This is a genomic window from Salinivibrio sp. AR647, assembly GCF_001995415.1.
Lineage (GTDB): Bacteria > Pseudomonadota > Gammaproteobacteria > Enterobacterales > Vibrionaceae > Salinivibrio > Salinivibrio costicola.
Genome location: NZ_MUFE01000003.1, coordinates 210,401 through 226,149, shown reverse-complemented (window position 1 = coordinate 226,149; position 15,749 = coordinate 210,401). Strand labels below are relative to the sequence as shown.

At 49.6% G+C, this 15,749-nt stretch carries 13 protein-coding genes; 8 read left to right on the top strand and 5 right to left on the bottom strand.

The genetic code is table 11. The features are described from left to right. Positions 1-82 precede the first annotated feature (82 nt). Both BZG76_RS05000 and BZG76_RS04995 read right to left on the bottom strand, forming a co-directional pair. On the bottom strand, positions 83-631 hold the full coding sequence (locus tag BZG76_RS05000; RefSeq protein ID WP_021022292.1) for an NAD(P)H nitroreductase: 549 nt from the start codon (positions 629-631) through the stop codon (positions 83-85). A gap of 72 nt (positions 632-703) precedes the next feature. Further along, positions 704-2,716, bottom strand: a complete 2,013-nt coding sequence (locus BZG76_RS04995) for an NADPH-dependent 2,4-dienoyl-CoA reductase (RefSeq protein ID WP_077460374.1) — start codon at positions 2,714-2,716, stop codon at positions 704-706. A gap of 215 nt (positions 2,717-2,931) precedes the next feature. Between BZG76_RS04995 and sppA the strand changes: the two genes are divergently transcribed. Both sppA and ansA read left to right on the top strand, forming a co-directional pair. Further along, entirely contained in the window at positions 2,932-4,818 is a 1,887-nt protein-coding gene (gene sppA, locus BZG76_RS04990) for a signal peptide peptidase SppA (protein WP_077460373.1), read from the top strand. 132 nt (positions 4,819-4,950) lie between these two features. Next, entirely contained in the window at positions 4,951-5,964 is a 1,014-nt protein-coding gene (gene ansA, locus BZG76_RS04985) for an asparaginase (protein ID WP_077460483.1), read from the top strand. Between the two features lie 172 nt (positions 5,965-6,136). Here the strand turns inward: ansA and BZG76_RS04980 are convergent, their stop codons facing one another. Then, positions 6,137-6,418, bottom strand: coding sequence for a YeaC family protein (locus BZG76_RS04980; protein WP_077460372.1), 282 nt, complete (start codon positions 6,416-6,418; stop codon positions 6,137-6,139). 153 nt (positions 6,419-6,571) lie between these two features. Between BZG76_RS04980 and BZG76_RS04975 the strand changes: the two genes are divergently transcribed. Continuing rightward, on the top strand, positions 6,572-7,420 hold the full coding sequence (locus BZG76_RS04975) for a DUF2989 domain-containing protein (RefSeq protein WP_077460371.1): 849 nt from the start codon (positions 6,572-6,574) through the stop codon (positions 7,418-7,420). On the opposite strand, the gene BZG76_RS15325 is transcribed toward BZG76_RS04975, so the two are convergent. Further along, positions 7,414-7,569: a hypothetical protein gene (locus BZG76_RS15325; protein ID WP_158011320.1), complete on the bottom strand. Its 156-nt coding sequence runs from the start codon at positions 7,567-7,569 to the stop codon at positions 7,414-7,416. The two genes, BZG76_RS04975 and BZG76_RS15325, sit on opposite strands and share 7 nt — an antisense overlap. Positions 7,570-7,754: 185 nt before the next feature. Between BZG76_RS15325 and gap the strand changes: the two genes are divergently transcribed. Together gap and BZG76_RS04965 are read left to right on the top strand one after the other, a co-directional pair. Continuing rightward, positions 7,755-8,750, top strand: coding sequence for a type I glyceraldehyde-3-phosphate dehydrogenase (gene gap / locus BZG76_RS04970; protein ID WP_021022285.1), 996 nt, complete (start codon positions 7,755-7,757; stop codon positions 8,748-8,750). 113 nt (positions 8,751-8,863) lie between these two features. Continuing rightward, entirely contained in the window at positions 8,864-9,745 is an 882-nt protein-coding gene (locus BZG76_RS04965) for a D-hexose-6-phosphate mutarotase (RefSeq protein WP_077460370.1), read from the top strand. A gap of 100 nt (positions 9,746-9,845) precedes the next feature. Here BZG76_RS04965 and BZG76_RS04960 read toward each other — a convergent pair whose 3' ends face one another. Further along, positions 9,846-10,604: a MipA/OmpV family protein gene (locus BZG76_RS04960; RefSeq protein ID WP_158011319.1), complete on the bottom strand. Its 759-nt coding sequence runs from the start codon at positions 10,602-10,604 to the stop codon at positions 9,846-9,848. A 279-nt stretch (positions 10,605-10,883) separates the two neighbouring features. Here BZG76_RS04960 and BZG76_RS04955 point away from each other — a divergent pair, with 279 nt between their 5' ends. From BZG76_RS04955 to BZG76_RS04945, 3 genes are read left to right on the top strand one after another with little or no spacing between them, the layout of a single operon-like run. Then, complete coding sequence (locus BZG76_RS04955; RefSeq protein WP_021022282.1) at positions 10,884-12,818, top strand: PrkA family serine protein kinase; 1,935 nt, start codon at positions 10,884-10,886, stop codon at positions 12,816-12,818. Between the two features lie 33 nt (positions 12,819-12,851). Then, a complete protein-coding gene (locus BZG76_RS04950; protein WP_077460368.1) occupies positions 12,852-14,123 on the top strand; it encodes a YeaH/YhbH family protein in 1,272 nt (423 codons plus the stop codon). A 41-nt stretch (positions 14,124-14,164) separates the two neighbouring features. Continuing rightward, positions 14,165-15,712, top strand: coding sequence for a SpoVR family protein (locus BZG76_RS04945; RefSeq protein ID WP_077460367.1), 1,548 nt, complete (start codon positions 14,165-14,167; stop codon positions 15,710-15,712). The last annotated feature ends 37 nt before the right edge of the window (positions 15,713-15,749 follow it).

Below are 15,749 nucleotides of genomic sequence, written 5' to 3'. Positions count from 1 at the left end.
GTATGCAAAGCACGATCGAGGCGCAATAAAAAACCTGTACATATGCACAGGTTTACTCGATTAACCAAGCCCTTCTCGTGGCTTAAAGATAAGAGACAAACTGGCTAGTATCGCGTTTAGGCGCATTAGCCGCCGCACAATCAGGCGTTCCTAAGTACAAAAAACCCACGATATGATCATCGCCTTCAACGGCTAACGCCTCTCTCACAGCGGGGTGGTATGCAAATGCGCCAGTGCGCCAAAAGCCCTGATACCCTTGTGCGACCGCTGCCATTTGCATCGCATGCGTCGCACATCCCGCAGAAATATGCTGCTCAATGGTCGGTACTTTGTCATGCACACGTGTACGCGCAATCACGGCCACCACCATCGGGGCCCGAAAGGGTGCGTTTTTGGCATTTTTCACTGCCGTTTCATCCGCGCCGTTGGCCTGTGCTGCCTCGGCTAAAATGGTTGAAAGCCGCGTCAGCCCATCGCCCTCGCAAATCACAAACTGCCACGGCGTTAGTGCGCCATGATCAGGGGCTCGTAATCCTGCTTGAATAATGTTTTCTAGTGCTTCACCGCTCGGCGCTGGCGCTGCTAATCGTGGCACAGAGCGGCGCTTTAATAGCAAATCAAGTGCGTCCATGGTTTATCCTTTTTAACCGTTTAGTGCTCACTGCATGAGCGGATATCAGCATATTAGCACAGACTCCCGCCGCTAAAGCGCCAAGGCTGTCTCAATCCCCTGGCGAATGGCTCGCTTCGCATCGAGCTCTCCCGCATGCTCGGCACCACCAATTAAATGGTAAGAGACATTGGCATCATCAAGCTGCTCGGCCAACGTATTCACAGATTCTTGCCCCGCACACAAGATGATCTGGGTGGCAGGGATCAGGTGTGCTTCTCCTTTAACACTGATATGCAGGCCTTCATCATCAATTTTATGGTAGCTCACGCCACCGACAAGATTCACACCACGCTTTTGTAACGTTTTTCGATGGATCCAACCGGTGGTTTTGCCCGGACCTTTTCCGACTCGTCCTTCGCGACGCTGCAATACCCACACCTGCTTGTCGCTAAGCGTATCGTGCCCAGGGTAGAGTCCGCCTTCGTGGGTAATAGTCTTATCGATTCCCCACTCATTGAGCCAAGCGTCCAAACTTTGATTTCTGGGTTCGGTAATCATGGTCGCGACATCAACGCCGATCCCACCAGCACCGATAATGGCGACATGGCTCCCCAGCTCAGGCTGTTCACGAATAAAGGTTTGATAATCAATAACGCTCGGGTGATCAATGCCTTCAATGGCGGGACGGCGTGGCTTCACACCCGTGGCGACAACAATATCGTCAAACGCACGCAATGTATCGACATCAGTGGCTTGATTAAGCTTGACCGTCACGCCTGCTTTTTCCAATCGTCTAAGGTAGTAGCGAATGGTTTCTTTAAATTCTTCTTTTCCCGGAATCGTCATCGCTAAATTAAACTGGCCGCCGAGCCGATCCGCTTTTTCGAACAAGGTCACGTCATGTCCGCGTTCAGCCGCTTCAGTGGCACAGCTTATCCCGGCCATTCCGCCACCAATTACCGCCACTTGTTTCACTTGGCGTACAGGCGTTGCCACGAGCTCGGTTTCATAACAAGCTTTAGGGTTAACCAAACAACTGGCACGCTTGCCTTTAAAGACATGGTCCAGACAGGCTTGGTTGCAGGCAATACACGTATTAATGTCATTCGACTGGTCGGCTTTGGCCTTCGCAACGAATTCAGCATCGGCTAAGAATGGGCGCGCCATGGAGACCATATCCGCTTGCCCCTTGGCGAGAATCGACTCGGCAACCTCTGGGGTATTAATACGGTTACAGGTGACTAACGGCACCGATACCTCGCCTTTTAGTTTTTCAGTGACCCAGCTAAATGCGCCTCGTGGCACCTGGGTCGCGATAGTAGGCACTCGCGCTTCATGCCAGCCAATACCGGTGTTAATAATAGTGACGCCTGCTTTTTCTAGGCCTTTCGCGAGCGTGACCACGTCTTCAAAGGTATTGCCTTGCTCGACCAAATCCAGCATCGATAGACGAAAAATAACAATAAAGTCATCACCGGCGGCTTGACGCACCGCTCGCATCACTTCAACCGCAAACCGCATACGATTGTCGACTGGCCCGCCCCATTGGTCATAACGGCGGTTGGCGCGGTGGCAGAAAAACTGATTGATCAGGTAGCCTTCAGAGCCCATGATCTCGACCCCGTCATAGCCAGCTTCGCGAGCAAGCGCGGCACTGCGGCCAAAGGCTTTAATCGTACGCCAAATCGCCCGCTCGCTCATTTCAAACGGGGTGAACTTACTGATTGGCGCGCGAATCGCTGACGCACTTTGGGCAAACGGATGAAAGGCATAACGACCGGCATGAAGTAATTGCAGCGCGATTTTGCCGCCATTTTCATGAACGGCTTCGGTGATCGCGCGATGTGCACGCGCCGCGCGTCCAGAGCTAAACTGGGCACTAAATGGGGTTAGACGGCCACGAAAATTAGGCGAAAATCCGCCTGTTACAATGAGCCCCACCTCACCTTTGGCTCGCTCAGCATAAAAGGCCGCCAATTTTTTAAAACCATCGTTTGCTTCTTCAAGCCCGGTATGCATCGATCCCATCAAGACACGATTTTTCAGGGTAGTAAACCCAAGATCGAGCGGGGCTAGCATGTGGGGATAAGGGTGCTGTTCCATCGCTTGCTCACTTATTGTTGTGGTCTGACCAGACTATAGCGCTGACGGACACGTGATTTCAAACATTCGTTTACAAGCTGGCAACATGAAATCGTGAATTATTGATCTGGGTAGGACTTTCGCTCGGTATTATAGAACAATGACGCGGTTGATAGCCTATCGATCTGAGCTCTGATCAGCTAGGATATCAGCGACATGCACCGATGGACTCACGTATGAAAAAACTGTTTCGCTTTATTGCATCCCTATTCCGATGGTTGTGGCGTATTCTCAGTTTCGCCCGCCAACTTTTGTTAAACGTCCTTTTCATAGGCGTGATCGTGGCAATCTACTTTGCTTTTACTGCCGATACGCCGCTGACCTCAAAGGACCCCGCTACCGCAAAAGTGGCGCAAAGTGAGCCAGAGCCACGGGCGCTCCTACTCAATATTGACGGCCCTATTGTTGAACAACAACAGCGCTTAAGTCCTGTTGATACCTTATCTCGCAATGCGCTCGGACAACCGGTAGAAACCGAGAACGTGTTGTTTGATATTGTTGATACCGTGCGCCATGCCGCGACGGATGAACAGATTAATGGCTTAGTTTTAAGCCTAGGCGATATGCCTTCTACTAGTCTGACCAAGCTACGATATATCGCCAAAGCCATCGAGGACTTCAAAGACAGCGGTAAACCTGTGATTGCAATTGGCGGCACCTACAGTCAAAGCCAGTATTACTTGGCCAGTTATGCCGATGAAGTCCTGATGTCGCCCAATGGTATGGTGATGTTGCAAGGTTACGGCAGTTACAACTTATATTGGAAGGACCTACTCGATAAGCTCGATGTGAGCACACACGTGTTCCGAGTCGGTACTTATAAGTCATTTGTGGAGCCATACACACGCAACAATATGTCAGACGCTGCCCGAGAAGCCAATCAAGCTTGGTTATCTCAGCTGTGGGATGCCTATGTCAGCGATGTGGCGAACAATCGTGGCATCGAGCCGAGTGTACTGTCCCCGAGCGCGAAGCAATTACTGGCCTCATTGCGTGACTTTGATGRCGATTTTGCCGCCCTCTCTGAGCATCTTGGCATTGTCGATAAGCGCATGACGCGTCAGCAAATWCGTCGCTATTTGGCCGATAAATTTGGCAGTGACGGTGAAGACAGCTTCGAATACACCGGCTATTACGATTATCTGGCAAAAATACAAAGCGGCTTTAGCCTGCCAGGCAGTGATAATATCGCCGTCGTGGTCGCCAGTGGTCCGATCATGGATGGACGTCAGCGCCCAGGGACCGTGGGTGGCGATACCACTGCCGCTATGCTACGCGATGCCCGCCTTGACAGCGGTGTGAAAGCGGTCGTGCTTCGCGTCGATAGTCCAGGGGGCAGTGCATTCGCCTCTGAAATTATCCGTAATGAAGTGGATGCGCTACGCGAAGCGGGTAAACCTGTGGTGGTCTCGATGTCGAGTGTCGCCGCCTCTGGCGGTTATTGGTTATCTGCCAGCGCCGATCGTATTATCGCTCAGCCCACCACGATTACCGGCTCAATCGGTATTTTTAGCTTGTTCACCACCTTTGAGAACACGCTGGGTGATCTCGGCGTGCAGTCTGATGGTGTCGGCACCACACCGTTTGCAGGGGTTGGCGTAACGCGGGCACTGCCAGACGAGGTAGGAGATATCATGCAGTTAGGCATTGAGCATGGTTACCATCGCTTCTTGTCATTGGTCAGCAACCATCGCGATATGTCGATGGAAAAGGCAAACCAAGTCGCTCAAGGTCGGGTATGGACGGGACAAGATGCCTTGAGTTTGGGATTAGTTGACAGCTTGGGTGACTTTGACGACGCCGTGTCTGCCGCCGCTGAACTGGCTAACCTCGAAAACTATCAACTAGATTGGATGCAACAGCCACTGACGCCGTTTGAGCAATTTATCAACGAAGTGCTGGGGCAAAGCGCCAACGTGCTCGGTGAAGCGGTGCAAGCGACAATGCCATCGATTGCGCGCCAGTTGACGGCATCGCCCCAGTGGCAGTCGTTAACCTTGCTGGAAAAGTTTAACGATCCGCAAGGTCGTTACTTATTCTGCTTAAACTGTGAGTATCAGTAGGAACCACTCGCCCTGGCCGTTCGGTCAGGGCCTCTTCTCTGTTTTTCTTCTATTCTGTGTGTCGCTCGGTATTACCGATGTAATCGTTACATGTATACTGTGCTCACGCTCATTAAATGCAGATTTGACATGATGGAACGTAAACATATTTATATTGCTTACACTGGTGGCACGATCGGGATGCAAAAATCTGATCATGGTTATGTCCCAGTGTCCGGCTTTCTCCAGCAACAGTTGGAAAACATGCCTGAATTCCATCGTCCAGAAATGCCGCTTTTTACTATCCATGAGTACGAACCACTCATTGATTCATCGGACATGACGCCAACGGATTGGCAACGGATTGCGGACGATATTGGCGAAAATTACCACGCATATGACGGCTTTGTGATATTGCATGGCACAGATACCATGGCATACACAGCATCGGCGCTGTCATTTATGTTAGAAAATTTAGAAAAGCCGGTCATTGTCACCGGCTCACAGATCCCGATTGCTGAGTTGCGTTCCGACGGGCAAGCCAACCTGCTCAACGCACTGCATATTGCATCGAATTATCCGGTGAACGAAGTGACGCTGTTTTTTAACAACCAACTTCTGCGCGGCAATCGGAGCACTAAGTCGCATGCTGACGGGTTTAACGCGTTTACCTCACCCAACTTGCCAGCGTTGCTTGAAGCTGGGATTCATATTGAGGTAAAAGCGGACAAGATCAATCAACCTTCGCAAGGGCCGTTTAAAGTCCATACTATTAGCGATCAACCGGTTGCCGTGATCATGATGTATCCGGGCATTTCGCCAGACGTTGTCAGAAATGCGCTTAAACAGCCCGTCAATGCGATGATCTTATTAACCTTTGGGGTCGGCAACGCACCACAAAATCCCGAGTTACTCGATTTACTCAAACAGGCTACGGATCGCGGTGTGCTGGTGTTGAATCTCACTCAATGCTTGGCAGGACGGGTCAATATGGGTGGCTATGCGACCGGCTGTGCGCTGGCCGATGCGGGTGTACTGAGTGGCTATGACATGACACCCGAAGCGGCGTTAGCCAAGCTTCACTTCTTGCTCAGTCAGTCATTACCCTTTGAAACCTTGCGAACTTGGGTGCAAAAAGATTTACGTGGTGAGCTCAGCTATTATTAGCATGCGAACAGATATTAGCGTGTGAACAGAAGTGACAGTGAACGCTATTGTGACGATTACGCCGGCCGAACGCCGGCGTTTACGCTTTAGCGAGGACACGTTCAGCAAACCATATCCCACAAGGCGTGCCGCCCAATCTATTCGATCAGCATTGGTGCTGATTGGGTTAGCACTAGTGCTTGGTCTCAATATCGATGCGCTGCCCATCTTGACCGGCAAATTCACGCTTGAGCTCGGCTTTTGATTTCCAAGTCACCTGACCCCCTTTCGCGACCGTCATATGCTGAGGCTGGCTGTTATGACGTGATTGGTAAAGCATAACGGCTTGCAAGGCTTGATCGCGTTGTGCTTGATTAAGGCTGGTACCATCAGGCCATTTACCGGTTTCTACCGCGTAACACAAACGATCGTATATTTCAGGCGTCATTGCTTTTAAGACTTGTTCTATATCCATGATTACCTCTGTGTGGTCCGGGTCCGACTATTATGCCTGATCTTGGTCGGTAGACGGCATGTTTAGCACAGTGCGCTTTATCACGCTTTTACGCATCAACTACACTCAAAGATAACGTATACTCGACGCAGTTGACTCAGGGTACGACAAATAATGAATTTACGATTACTTACTCGCTACGTTTATCGTCTCGGTCTTGTCACGAGTTTACTGCTACTCGTCGGCTGCGATGGACAACCGACCACCAATCAAGTGTGCGAAACGCACCCCGAATTATGCGAAGGGCTAAACATTGGTGACGGACAATGCCGATTTGAGCGCTCGGATCTGATTTTCGATCGTTTGGCGGTTGACCAAAAACCAACCGATCTCAATAAACTCACCGAGCTCAAGCAAACAAAGGCTTATTTGCGCTGTATGGAGCTGGTAGCTGAAATTGAGCCTACCACACTCAAACAACGCAAAACCAAGCGTACGGAGGCGGTCTACCATGCTTATGATGCGATTGCTCGTTTGGAAGATGAACTGGAAGCCTCTTATCAACCACCGGTGATTTACTACCGTTGGTCTCAGGGTGACAATAGTGCCCTACCCCAGTTTTTAAAGCTTGAAGGCACTCCCCACCTGGAAACGCCCCAGTTACAACTTGGTCTGGCGACCTATTATGTCTCACGGGATAAAGCTAAAACCGTGAAGATTTTATTGCACGCGTTGGAGCTGTATGACGGCCGCGACCTCACCGTAAAACAAGACGTGATTCCAGAGGTGATTAAATCACTCGCCACCACCAATCATGCGCTTAAACGCTTTGAACATGCGTATTTGTGGGCGAAAGTGGGGCAAAGTTACAATCTCCCCATTGCCAACAGTGATCGTTTGTCTCGACTTTACACACTAAGCGAACAACAAGAGACGTCACTGCAGCGATTGGCATTTGAAATATCAGCCGCGATCGACGATGGCAACTTTCAAGCGTCATTACTCGCATCCATTACTCAGTAAAGGTAACCACCCAGTAAAAGGCAACGCTCAATCAAAGGTAAACCGGTCACGTCAAACTTGTCGTACCAGTTTGCCTTTCGTAATTGTCCTTCTGCTTCTACGCTATCAAGTACCAGTTGTTGCGCCAAGCCTGATTGTTCTTTATCCACGGTTGATTAAAGACAACACAGGCATGGCCGTAAGGGCGCCAAATGTTTAGGCGATGTAAAAAAAATCCGTACTTTTTTTTGATTTTAGACAATTTTGGCTGCGATTACCCTTGCATGGCGGGGTCCTATTCTGTAATTTTACTACCAGTTTAATCTCACTAGAAATTAAGTTGTGGAGCAACATAATGACTATCAAAGTAGGTATTAACGGTTTTGGCCGTATCGGCCGTTTCGTATTTCGTGCGTCTGTAGAACGTAACGACATCGACGTGGTAGCAATCAACGATCTTATCGACGTTGAATACATGGCTTATATGCTGAAATACGATTCAACTCACGGCCGTTTCAACGGCACCGTAGAAGTTGAAGGTGGTAACCTGATCGTTAACGGCAAAACCGTACGCGTAACAGCAGAACGTAACCCAACAGACCTTAAGTGGGACGAAGTGGGTGTTGACGTTGTTGCTGAAGCGACCGGTATCTTCCTAACTGACGAAACAGCACGTCAACACATCCAAGCGGGTGCGAAGAAAGTTGTTCTAACTGGTCCATCAAAAGACGCAACGCCAATGTTCGTTATGGGTGTTAACCACAGCGATTACGCGGGTCAAGATATCGTTTCTAACGCATCTTGCACCACAAACTGCCTAGCGCCTGTCGCGAAAGTACTGAACGACAAGTTCGGTATCGTATCTGGCCTGATGACCACTGTTCACGCAACCACTGCGACTCAGAAAACCGTTGACGGTCCTTCTGCGAAAGACTGGCGCGGCGGCCGTGGTGCATCTCAGAACATCATCCCATCTTCAACAGGTGCAGCCAAAGCGGTTGGTAAAGTACTGCCAGAGCTTAATGGTAAACTGACTGGTATGGCGTTCCGCGTGCCAACTGCCAACGTTTCAGTGGTTGACTTGACTGTTAACCTAGAAAAAGCAGCGTCTTATGACCAAATCTGTGCGGCAATGAAAGAAGCGTCTGAAGGCGAGCTGAAAGGTGTACTTGGTTACACTGAAGATGCAGTTGTTTCTCAAGACTTCATCGGCGAAGTACAAACTTCAGTATTCGATGCTAAAGCAGGTATCGCGCTGACTGACAACTTCGTGAAAGTCGTTTCTTGGTACGACAACGAAATCGGCTACTCAAACAAAGTACTTGACCTAGTTGCACACATCTCTAAGTAAGTAGCAATTACAATAGTATCGATAAAGGCGGCCTAGAGCCGCCTTTTGTGTATCTGGCGCCTATCCAATGAGCCGGTTTTTGTTCGTAGACACTCCCCGAAGAGGTTTAAGCTATGTCCATGTCTTTGCTTTTTGAACGTCAACTCTCCGCCTCGGTCGATTTATGCTATCGGCAATCGGTCCCGATTCTTCGCGTGAGTCACCCATCGTGCGCCGCCACCATCAGTCTTTTCGGCGGCCACTTACTCTCCTTTGCGCCTACAGGTGAATCCTCACTGGTTTGGATGAGTCGCAACGCCGTCTACGATGCGCAAACACCATTACGAGGCGGCGTCCCTATTTGTTGGCCTTGGTTTGGACAATCGGGCTCGCCTTCGCATGGCTTTGCGCGTCGACAGATGTGGCAATTGGCGCAGGTTGACGAGCAACCGGATGGCGTGATTGTGCAACTGAAGCTGTCTGAATCTGCCCAGTCAATGGCACTCTGGCCCCATCGTTTTGAAGCAACCGTCACTTTCACCCTGACACAAAAAGCCACGATTTCCCTCGCCGTCACCAATACCGATCAGCATGATTGGACGATGGGCGGCGCATTACACAGCTATCTGACCGTCGCGGACAGCGAGCAGGCTTATGTAGACGGGGTTGGTAATCAGTACCTCGATAATTTCAGTGCCGGTGCGGCTCAACCTGCTCCGGGAAAGGTCACGTTTGAAAGCCCCGTTGATCGCATTTATACCGAGGCGCGCGATACACTGTCACTCACCGATCCGGCCGGTAACCGTCGCGTTTATGTCACCAACCAAGGCGCGACCAGCGCGGTGATATGGAACCCTGGACAAGCTGCCTCAGTACAAATGGCAGACATGGATGACGATGGCTATCAACATTTTGTTTGCATTGAGGCCGCGCTTGAGCAACCAGATACCCTGGTATCGCCAGGGCAAACCTATACCCTGGCCACAACGTTATATGATGAAAAAGCGCGACGCTAAACAAAGCGGCCACCTTGGTATAAGGTGGCCGCTTTGTTACATAGAGACTTTTTTATATAGAGACTTGGTTACATAAAGACTTGGCTACATAAACACTTGGCTACATAAAGACATAATTAACACCGAGATAGCCGGAAGCGGCGGTAGATTGGTCCACCATCGGGCTGTTCGCTATTTCATCATTGAGGTTGGTATAGCGCACGCCACCAAGCAGCTGGATGCGCTCGGTCAGCATAAAATAGCCACTGGCGCCAACAAAATAATGGCCCGCAGAGCCTGGCTCATACGCCTCAATACCTGAAACACGCGATGCTTCAGTGGCGCTGACCCCATAAAGGTGCTTATTTAACTCATGACTGTTGTAGGCATACCCTACTTCCGGAGAAACGCCCCAACGCGGGTGATTAAATCCATATTTCCAACTCACTTCGCCATATACCCCGTCCCTATCATGGGTCACGCCTTCGCCAACAGCCGCCTGAAAACGTCCGATAGGTGAATGGTATTGGTAGGCAAGCGCTGCCACAATCGATGCATCGCGCTTGTCGAGCTGGCTCAATTGCGGATCGTCGGTATCGGCAGGATCGAAACGACGAGGGTCATAGGTCGCTGATACGACGAGATTGTGTGTCGAGTCTTTCGGTGCCAGACGTGCGCCGGCAGTGAGACCACGAAAGTAAAAGTGGTCGGTATCAAGGTTGACTGTCGGTACCACAAGTGGGTCGGTATCCGTGTCTTTGTACACCTGGGGTGAAAACGCGCCGATCACCCCTGCTGATACCCGCGTGTCTGCATAAACATTGCCGGAAGTCAGTGCCAACGCACACGCTACCCAAGCCGTTTCTCTTGCTATATTCATCATCCTTTCCTTTATTGTTTAACGGCTGGCCAATGTAAGCCCAGTCCCCCTAGCTGGCAAAATGATCACCACCAGCATATCTCACTAGCTTGAACACCCGCTGTCAATATATTGGCAAGACAGGCATACAAATCACTCAACAAAAATTATCGAAAAAACAAACAATTCTTTCACGCAAGATCGAGCAATGCGGTCTAACCTTATAAAAAGGAAAGGGAACATCCAGCCAACTTTGCGCCTTTTCTTTTCGAGTTATCAGACGATTTAGGGGGCAAGACCATGACTATTTTTGATCACTATCGTCAGCGCTACGAAGAAGCGAAAGACGAAGAAATGAGCCTTCAAGCATTCTTGGATCTATGCCGAGATGATCGCGGCGCGTATGCCAATGCCGCGGAACGTTTGCTGATGGCGATTGGCGAACCGGAAAAGGTTGATACTTCGCTCGACCCTCGGCTCAGCCGACTTTTCTCTAACCGTGTCATTTCACGTTACCCAACGTTCAAAGACTTTTATGGTATGGAAGATTCGATCGAGCAAATCGTCTCATACCTTAAACATGCCGCTCAAGGCTTAGAAGAGCGCAAACAAATTCTTTACTTACTGGGCCCTGTCGGTGGGGGGAAATCGTCATTGGCCGAGAAGCTAAAAAGCTTGATGCAGCAGATGCCGATTTATGTACTAACCGCCAATGGCGAACGTAGCCCAGTGAATGATCACCCATTTTGCCTGTTTGATGCGACTGAAGATGGCCACCTACTCGAACAAGAATATGGCATTCCACAGCGCTACGTTCAACATATTATGTCGCCTTGGGCCGCTAAGCGATTAAAAGAATTTGGGGGCGATATCAGCCAATTTAAAGTGGTTAAGCTCCGTCCCTCTATTCTCAATCAAGTTGGCGTTGCCAAAACGGAGCCAGGCGATGAAAACAACCAGGATATCTCTGCCTTGGTTGGTAAAGTGGATATTCGCCAACTTGAACATTATTCACAAGATGATCCTGATGCCTATTCCTACTCCGGTGCGCTTTGCCGGGCTAACCAAGGCATGATGGAGTTTGTCGAGATGTTTAAAGCACCGATTAAAGTGCTTCATCCCCTACTCACGGCAACGCAAGAAGGTAACTACAACGGTACGGAAGGGCTTTCGGCATTGCCATTTGACGGCATCATTTTGGCCCACTCAAATGAATCCGAATGGCAGTCATTCCGCAATAACAAAAATAACGAGGCCTTCCTCGACCGGGTTTACATTGTCAAAGTACCCTATTGTTTGCGAATTTCGGATGAAATCCATATTTACGACAAATTGTTGGCGACCAGTGAATTACGCCATGCGCCTTGCTCGCCAAGCACACTCGATATTCTGGCGCGCTTTACGGTGTTGTCGCGCTTAAAAGATCCTGAAAACTCAAGCATTTATTCGAAGATGCGTGTGTATGATGGGGAAACACTCAAAGATACCGATCCAAAAGCCAAGTCTTACCAAGAATACCGAGATTTTGCTGGGGTCGATGAGGGTATGGATGGACTATCAACCCGTTTTGCCTTCAAGATTTTGTCACGTGTTTTCAACTTTGATCACGCCGAGGTCGCGGCTAACCCTGTGCATTTGTTCTATGTCCTTGAGCAGCAAATCGAGCGGGAGCAATTCCCACAAGAGGTCGCCGAGCGCTATTTAGAGCACTTGAAGGGCTACTTAATTCCTAAATATATCGAGTTTATTGGCAAAGAGATCCAAACCGCCTATCTCGAGTCTTACTCTGAGTACGGCCAGAATATTTTTGACCGCTATGTCACGTATGCCGATTTCTGGATTCAAGATCAAGAATTCCGCGACCCAGATACTGGTCAGCTGTTTGATCGTTCAGCGCTTAATGGCGAGTTGGAGAAAATCGAAAAGCCAGCGGGTATCAGTAACCCGAAAGATTTCCGTAACGAAATCGTTAACTTTGTGCTCCGTGCTCGAGCGAATAATGAAGGCAAGAATCCGGCGTGGACCAGTTATGAGAAGCTGAAAACCGTGATTGAGAAAAAGATGTTCTCCAATACGGAAGATCTGCTGCCGGTGATTTCGTTCAATACTAAGACCTCAAGCGACGAGCAGAAAAAACACGACGACTTTGTCGCCCGAATGATGGAAAAAGGCTATACCCGCAAGCAAGTTCGCTTGCTCGCCGAATGGTATTTGCGCGTGCGTAAATCGTCGTAGCCTACGGGTTGACGCAGATGACGGGAGAAAGTTATGGCGCATTTTATTGATCGTCGTCTCAATGGCAAAAACAAAAGCACTGTCAACCGGCAGCGCTTTCTACGCCGCCACAAGCGGCAGATAAAAGAGTCCATTGCCGACGCCGTCAACAATCGCTCGATCACCGATATCGAAAGTGGTGAGGACATTTCGATTCCATCACGCGACATCCGTGAACCCACGTTTCACCAAGGCAAAGGGGGACAGCGGGAGGCTGTCCACCCGGGTAATGACCAATTTAGTCCTGGCGATCGTATCGCTCGCCCACCGGGTGGCGAAGGCGGCGGCGCCGGTGAAGGGCAAGCAAGTCCAGATGGTGAGGGACAAGACGAGTTTGTTTTCCAAATTTCGAAAGACGAATACTTGGATCTGTTGTTCGAAGATCTCGAACTACCGAATCTAAAAAAGAACCAGATGGCGAAAATGGTGGAGTACAAAACACACCGCTCTGGGTATACCTCAAACGGCGTGCCTTCCAATATCGCTATCGTCCGTTCTTTACAAAATTCGCTTGCGAGACGAACGGCGATGTCAGCCGGAAAACGCCGCGAGCTCGCTGAGCTTGAACAAGCACTCGGACAGATTCAACGTGCTGAGCCTGCTCAACCGTTAGAAGAAAAACGCCTCGAAGAAGAGATCGCGGCACTCAAAAACAAACTTGCTGCCGTGCCGTTTATCGACACCTTCGATTTACGCTACAAAAACTACGAGAAGCGACCTCAGCCAAACAGTCGGGCGGTGATGTTTTGCTTAATGGATGTGTCTGGTTCGATGGACCAAGCCACCAAAGACATTGCTAAGCGTTTTTATATTCTGCTGTATCTGTTTCTCTCACGGACTTACAAAAATGTCGAGGTGGTATTTATTCGCCATCACACGCAGGCGAAAGAAGTCGACGAACATGAGTTCTTTTATTCGCAAGAAACCGGCGGCACCATTGTGTCTAGCGCCCTGCGACTGATGGATGACATCATCAAAGACAGGTACAACCCGACAGAATGGAATGTTTACGCCGCTCAAGCCTCAGATGGCGATAACTGGGCTGACGACTCACCGGGCTGTCGCGAGTTGTTGCAAAAAACGCTGTTACCGGTGAGCCGCTATTACGCCTATATTGAAATAACACGTCGTGCGCACCAAACACTGTGGCGTGAGTATCAGTCACTCGCCGAAAGCCATGACAATTTTGCTATGCAGAACATTCGCTCCGCGGAAGAGATTTTCCCCGTATTTCGCGAATTGTTTAAGCGTCAGGTCGAAGCCTGACGCCATACCGGCATAGACGCATTTTATCAGGGAGGCATGGTATGGCTGTCACCAAAGGTAAACACAAGACTCCACTCCACGATGGGCCGGATTGGACCTTTGACCTGCTTGAGCAGTATCACAAGGAAATTAAACGGGTTGCCGAACACTACAAGCTCGACACCTATCCCAATCAAATCGAAATCATCGCCGCCGAGCAGATGATGGATGCTTACTCCAGTGTGGGAATGCCCATCAACTATAACCACTGGTCATTCGGCAAAAAATTTATTGAAACCGAGCGCAACTATAAGCATGGGTACATGGGGTTGGCGTACGAGATTGTGATCAACTCGGACCCGTGTATTGCCTACCTTATGGAAGAAAACACCATCACCATGCAAGCGCTAGTCATGGCGCATGCCTGTTATGGTCATAACTCTTTCTTTAAAGGCAACTATCTGTTCCAAACCTGGACCGATGCCGGCTCGATCATTGATTACCTGCTGTTCGCCAAACACTACATTAGCGAGTGTGAAGAAAAGTACGGCCTCGCGGAAGTCGAAAACCTGATCGACTCCTGCCACGCGCTGATGAACTATGGCGTCGACAGGTATAAACGTCCGCAAAAGATCTCACTTGCCGAAGAAAAAGCACGCCAGAAAGCACGAGAAGATTATCTGCAAACCCAAGTTAACGAACTGTGGCGGACCATCCCAGGCGGGAAAAAAGAGCAGGAGGCAGAAACGCGCCGTTTTCCATCAGAGCCACAAGAAAACCTGCTGTACTTTTTTGAGAAACATTCCCCACTCCTAGAGCCTTGGCAGCGTGAGATTGTGCGGATCGTCCGTAAAGTAAGCCAATATTTTTATCCGCAAAAACAAACGCAAGTGATGAACGAAGGTTGGGCGACCTTCTGGCATTACACTATTCTTAACCACCTTTATGATGAAGGCTTGGTCACGGATAGCTTTATTATGGAGTTTTTACATAGCCATACAAATGTGGTCGCGCAGCCGCCCTACAATAGTCAGTTTTATTCCGGCATTAATCCCTACGCGCTCGGGTTTGCCATGTTTCAGGACATTCGCCGCATGTGCGAAGAGCCAACCGATGAGGATAAATACTGGTTCCCTGACATTGCCGGCAAAGACTGGCTTGAGACGGTCCATTTTGCGATGGCAAACTTTAAAGATGAGAGCTTTATTAGTCAGTTCTTGTCCCCCAAGGTGATGCGGGATATGAAGTTTTTTGCGGTCAATGACGACGATCGACAAAGCTATATTGAAGTCACCAGCATTCATAATGAACAAGGGTATCGTCAACTACGTGAAGACTTATCAGCACAATATAACCTGAGTAATCGCGAGCCAAACATTCAAGTCTTTGATGTGGATTTGCGCGGTAATCGTTCACTCACACTGAGGTATGTGCCGCATAATCGTATTCCGCTCGCCAACTCTCATGAAGAAGTGTTAAAGCATGTCCATCGACTCTGGGGGTTTGAAGTGGTTTTAGAAGAAGAAACCAGCGAAGGACGTGGAAAAATTCTTAGCAGTTGTCCCAAGCGTCCCCAGTTTGATCCTGATATGTTAATGGGTAGCCATTAGGAACAGCCCCCAGCCTAAGGGGACATCCAGCGCCATT

What these genes read in the sequence shown, in the direction of transcription:
- BZG76_RS04975 (WP_077460371.1), top strand. Translation starts at nt 6,572, where the DNA reads ATGAATTTACGATTACTTACTCGCTACGTTTATCGTCTCGGTCTTGTC.
- BZG76_RS04995 (WP_077460374.1), bottom strand. Translation starts at nt 2,716, where the DNA reads ATGGAACAGCACCCTTATCCCCACATGCTAGCCCCGCTCGATCTTGGG.
- gap (WP_021022285.1), top strand. Translation starts at nt 7,755, where the DNA reads ATGACTATCAAAGTAGGTATTAACGGTTTTGGCCGTATCGGCCGTTTC.
- BZG76_RS04960 (WP_158011319.1), bottom strand. Translation starts at nt 10,604, where the DNA reads ATGAATATAGCAAGAGAAACGGCTTGGGTAGCGTGTGCGTTGGCACTG.
- BZG76_RS04955 (WP_021022282.1), top strand. Translation starts at nt 10,884, where the DNA reads ATGACTATTTTTGATCACTATCGTCAGCGCTACGAAGAAGCGAAAGAC.
- BZG76_RS04980 (WP_077460372.1), bottom strand. Translation starts at nt 6,418, where the DNA reads ATGGATATAGAACAAGTCTTAAAAGCAATGACGCCTGAAATATACGAT.
- BZG76_RS04965 (WP_077460370.1), top strand. Translation starts at nt 8,864, where the DNA reads ATGTCCATGTCTTTGCTTTTTGAACGTCAACTCTCCGCCTCGGTCGAT.
- BZG76_RS04945 (WP_077460367.1), top strand. Translation starts at nt 14,165, where the DNA reads ATGGCTGTCACCAAAGGTAAACACAAGACTCCACTCCACGATGGGCCG.
- BZG76_RS05000 (WP_021022292.1), bottom strand. Translation starts at nt 631, where the DNA reads ATGGACGCACTTGATTTGCTATTAAAGCGCCGCTCTGTGCCACGATTA.
- ansA (WP_077460483.1), top strand. Translation starts at nt 4,951, where the DNA reads ATGGAACGTAAACATATTTATATTGCTTACACTGGTGGCACGATCGGG.
- BZG76_RS04950 (WP_077460368.1), top strand. Translation starts at nt 12,852, where the DNA reads ATGGCGCATTTTATTGATCGTCGTCTCAATGGCAAAAACAAAAGCACT.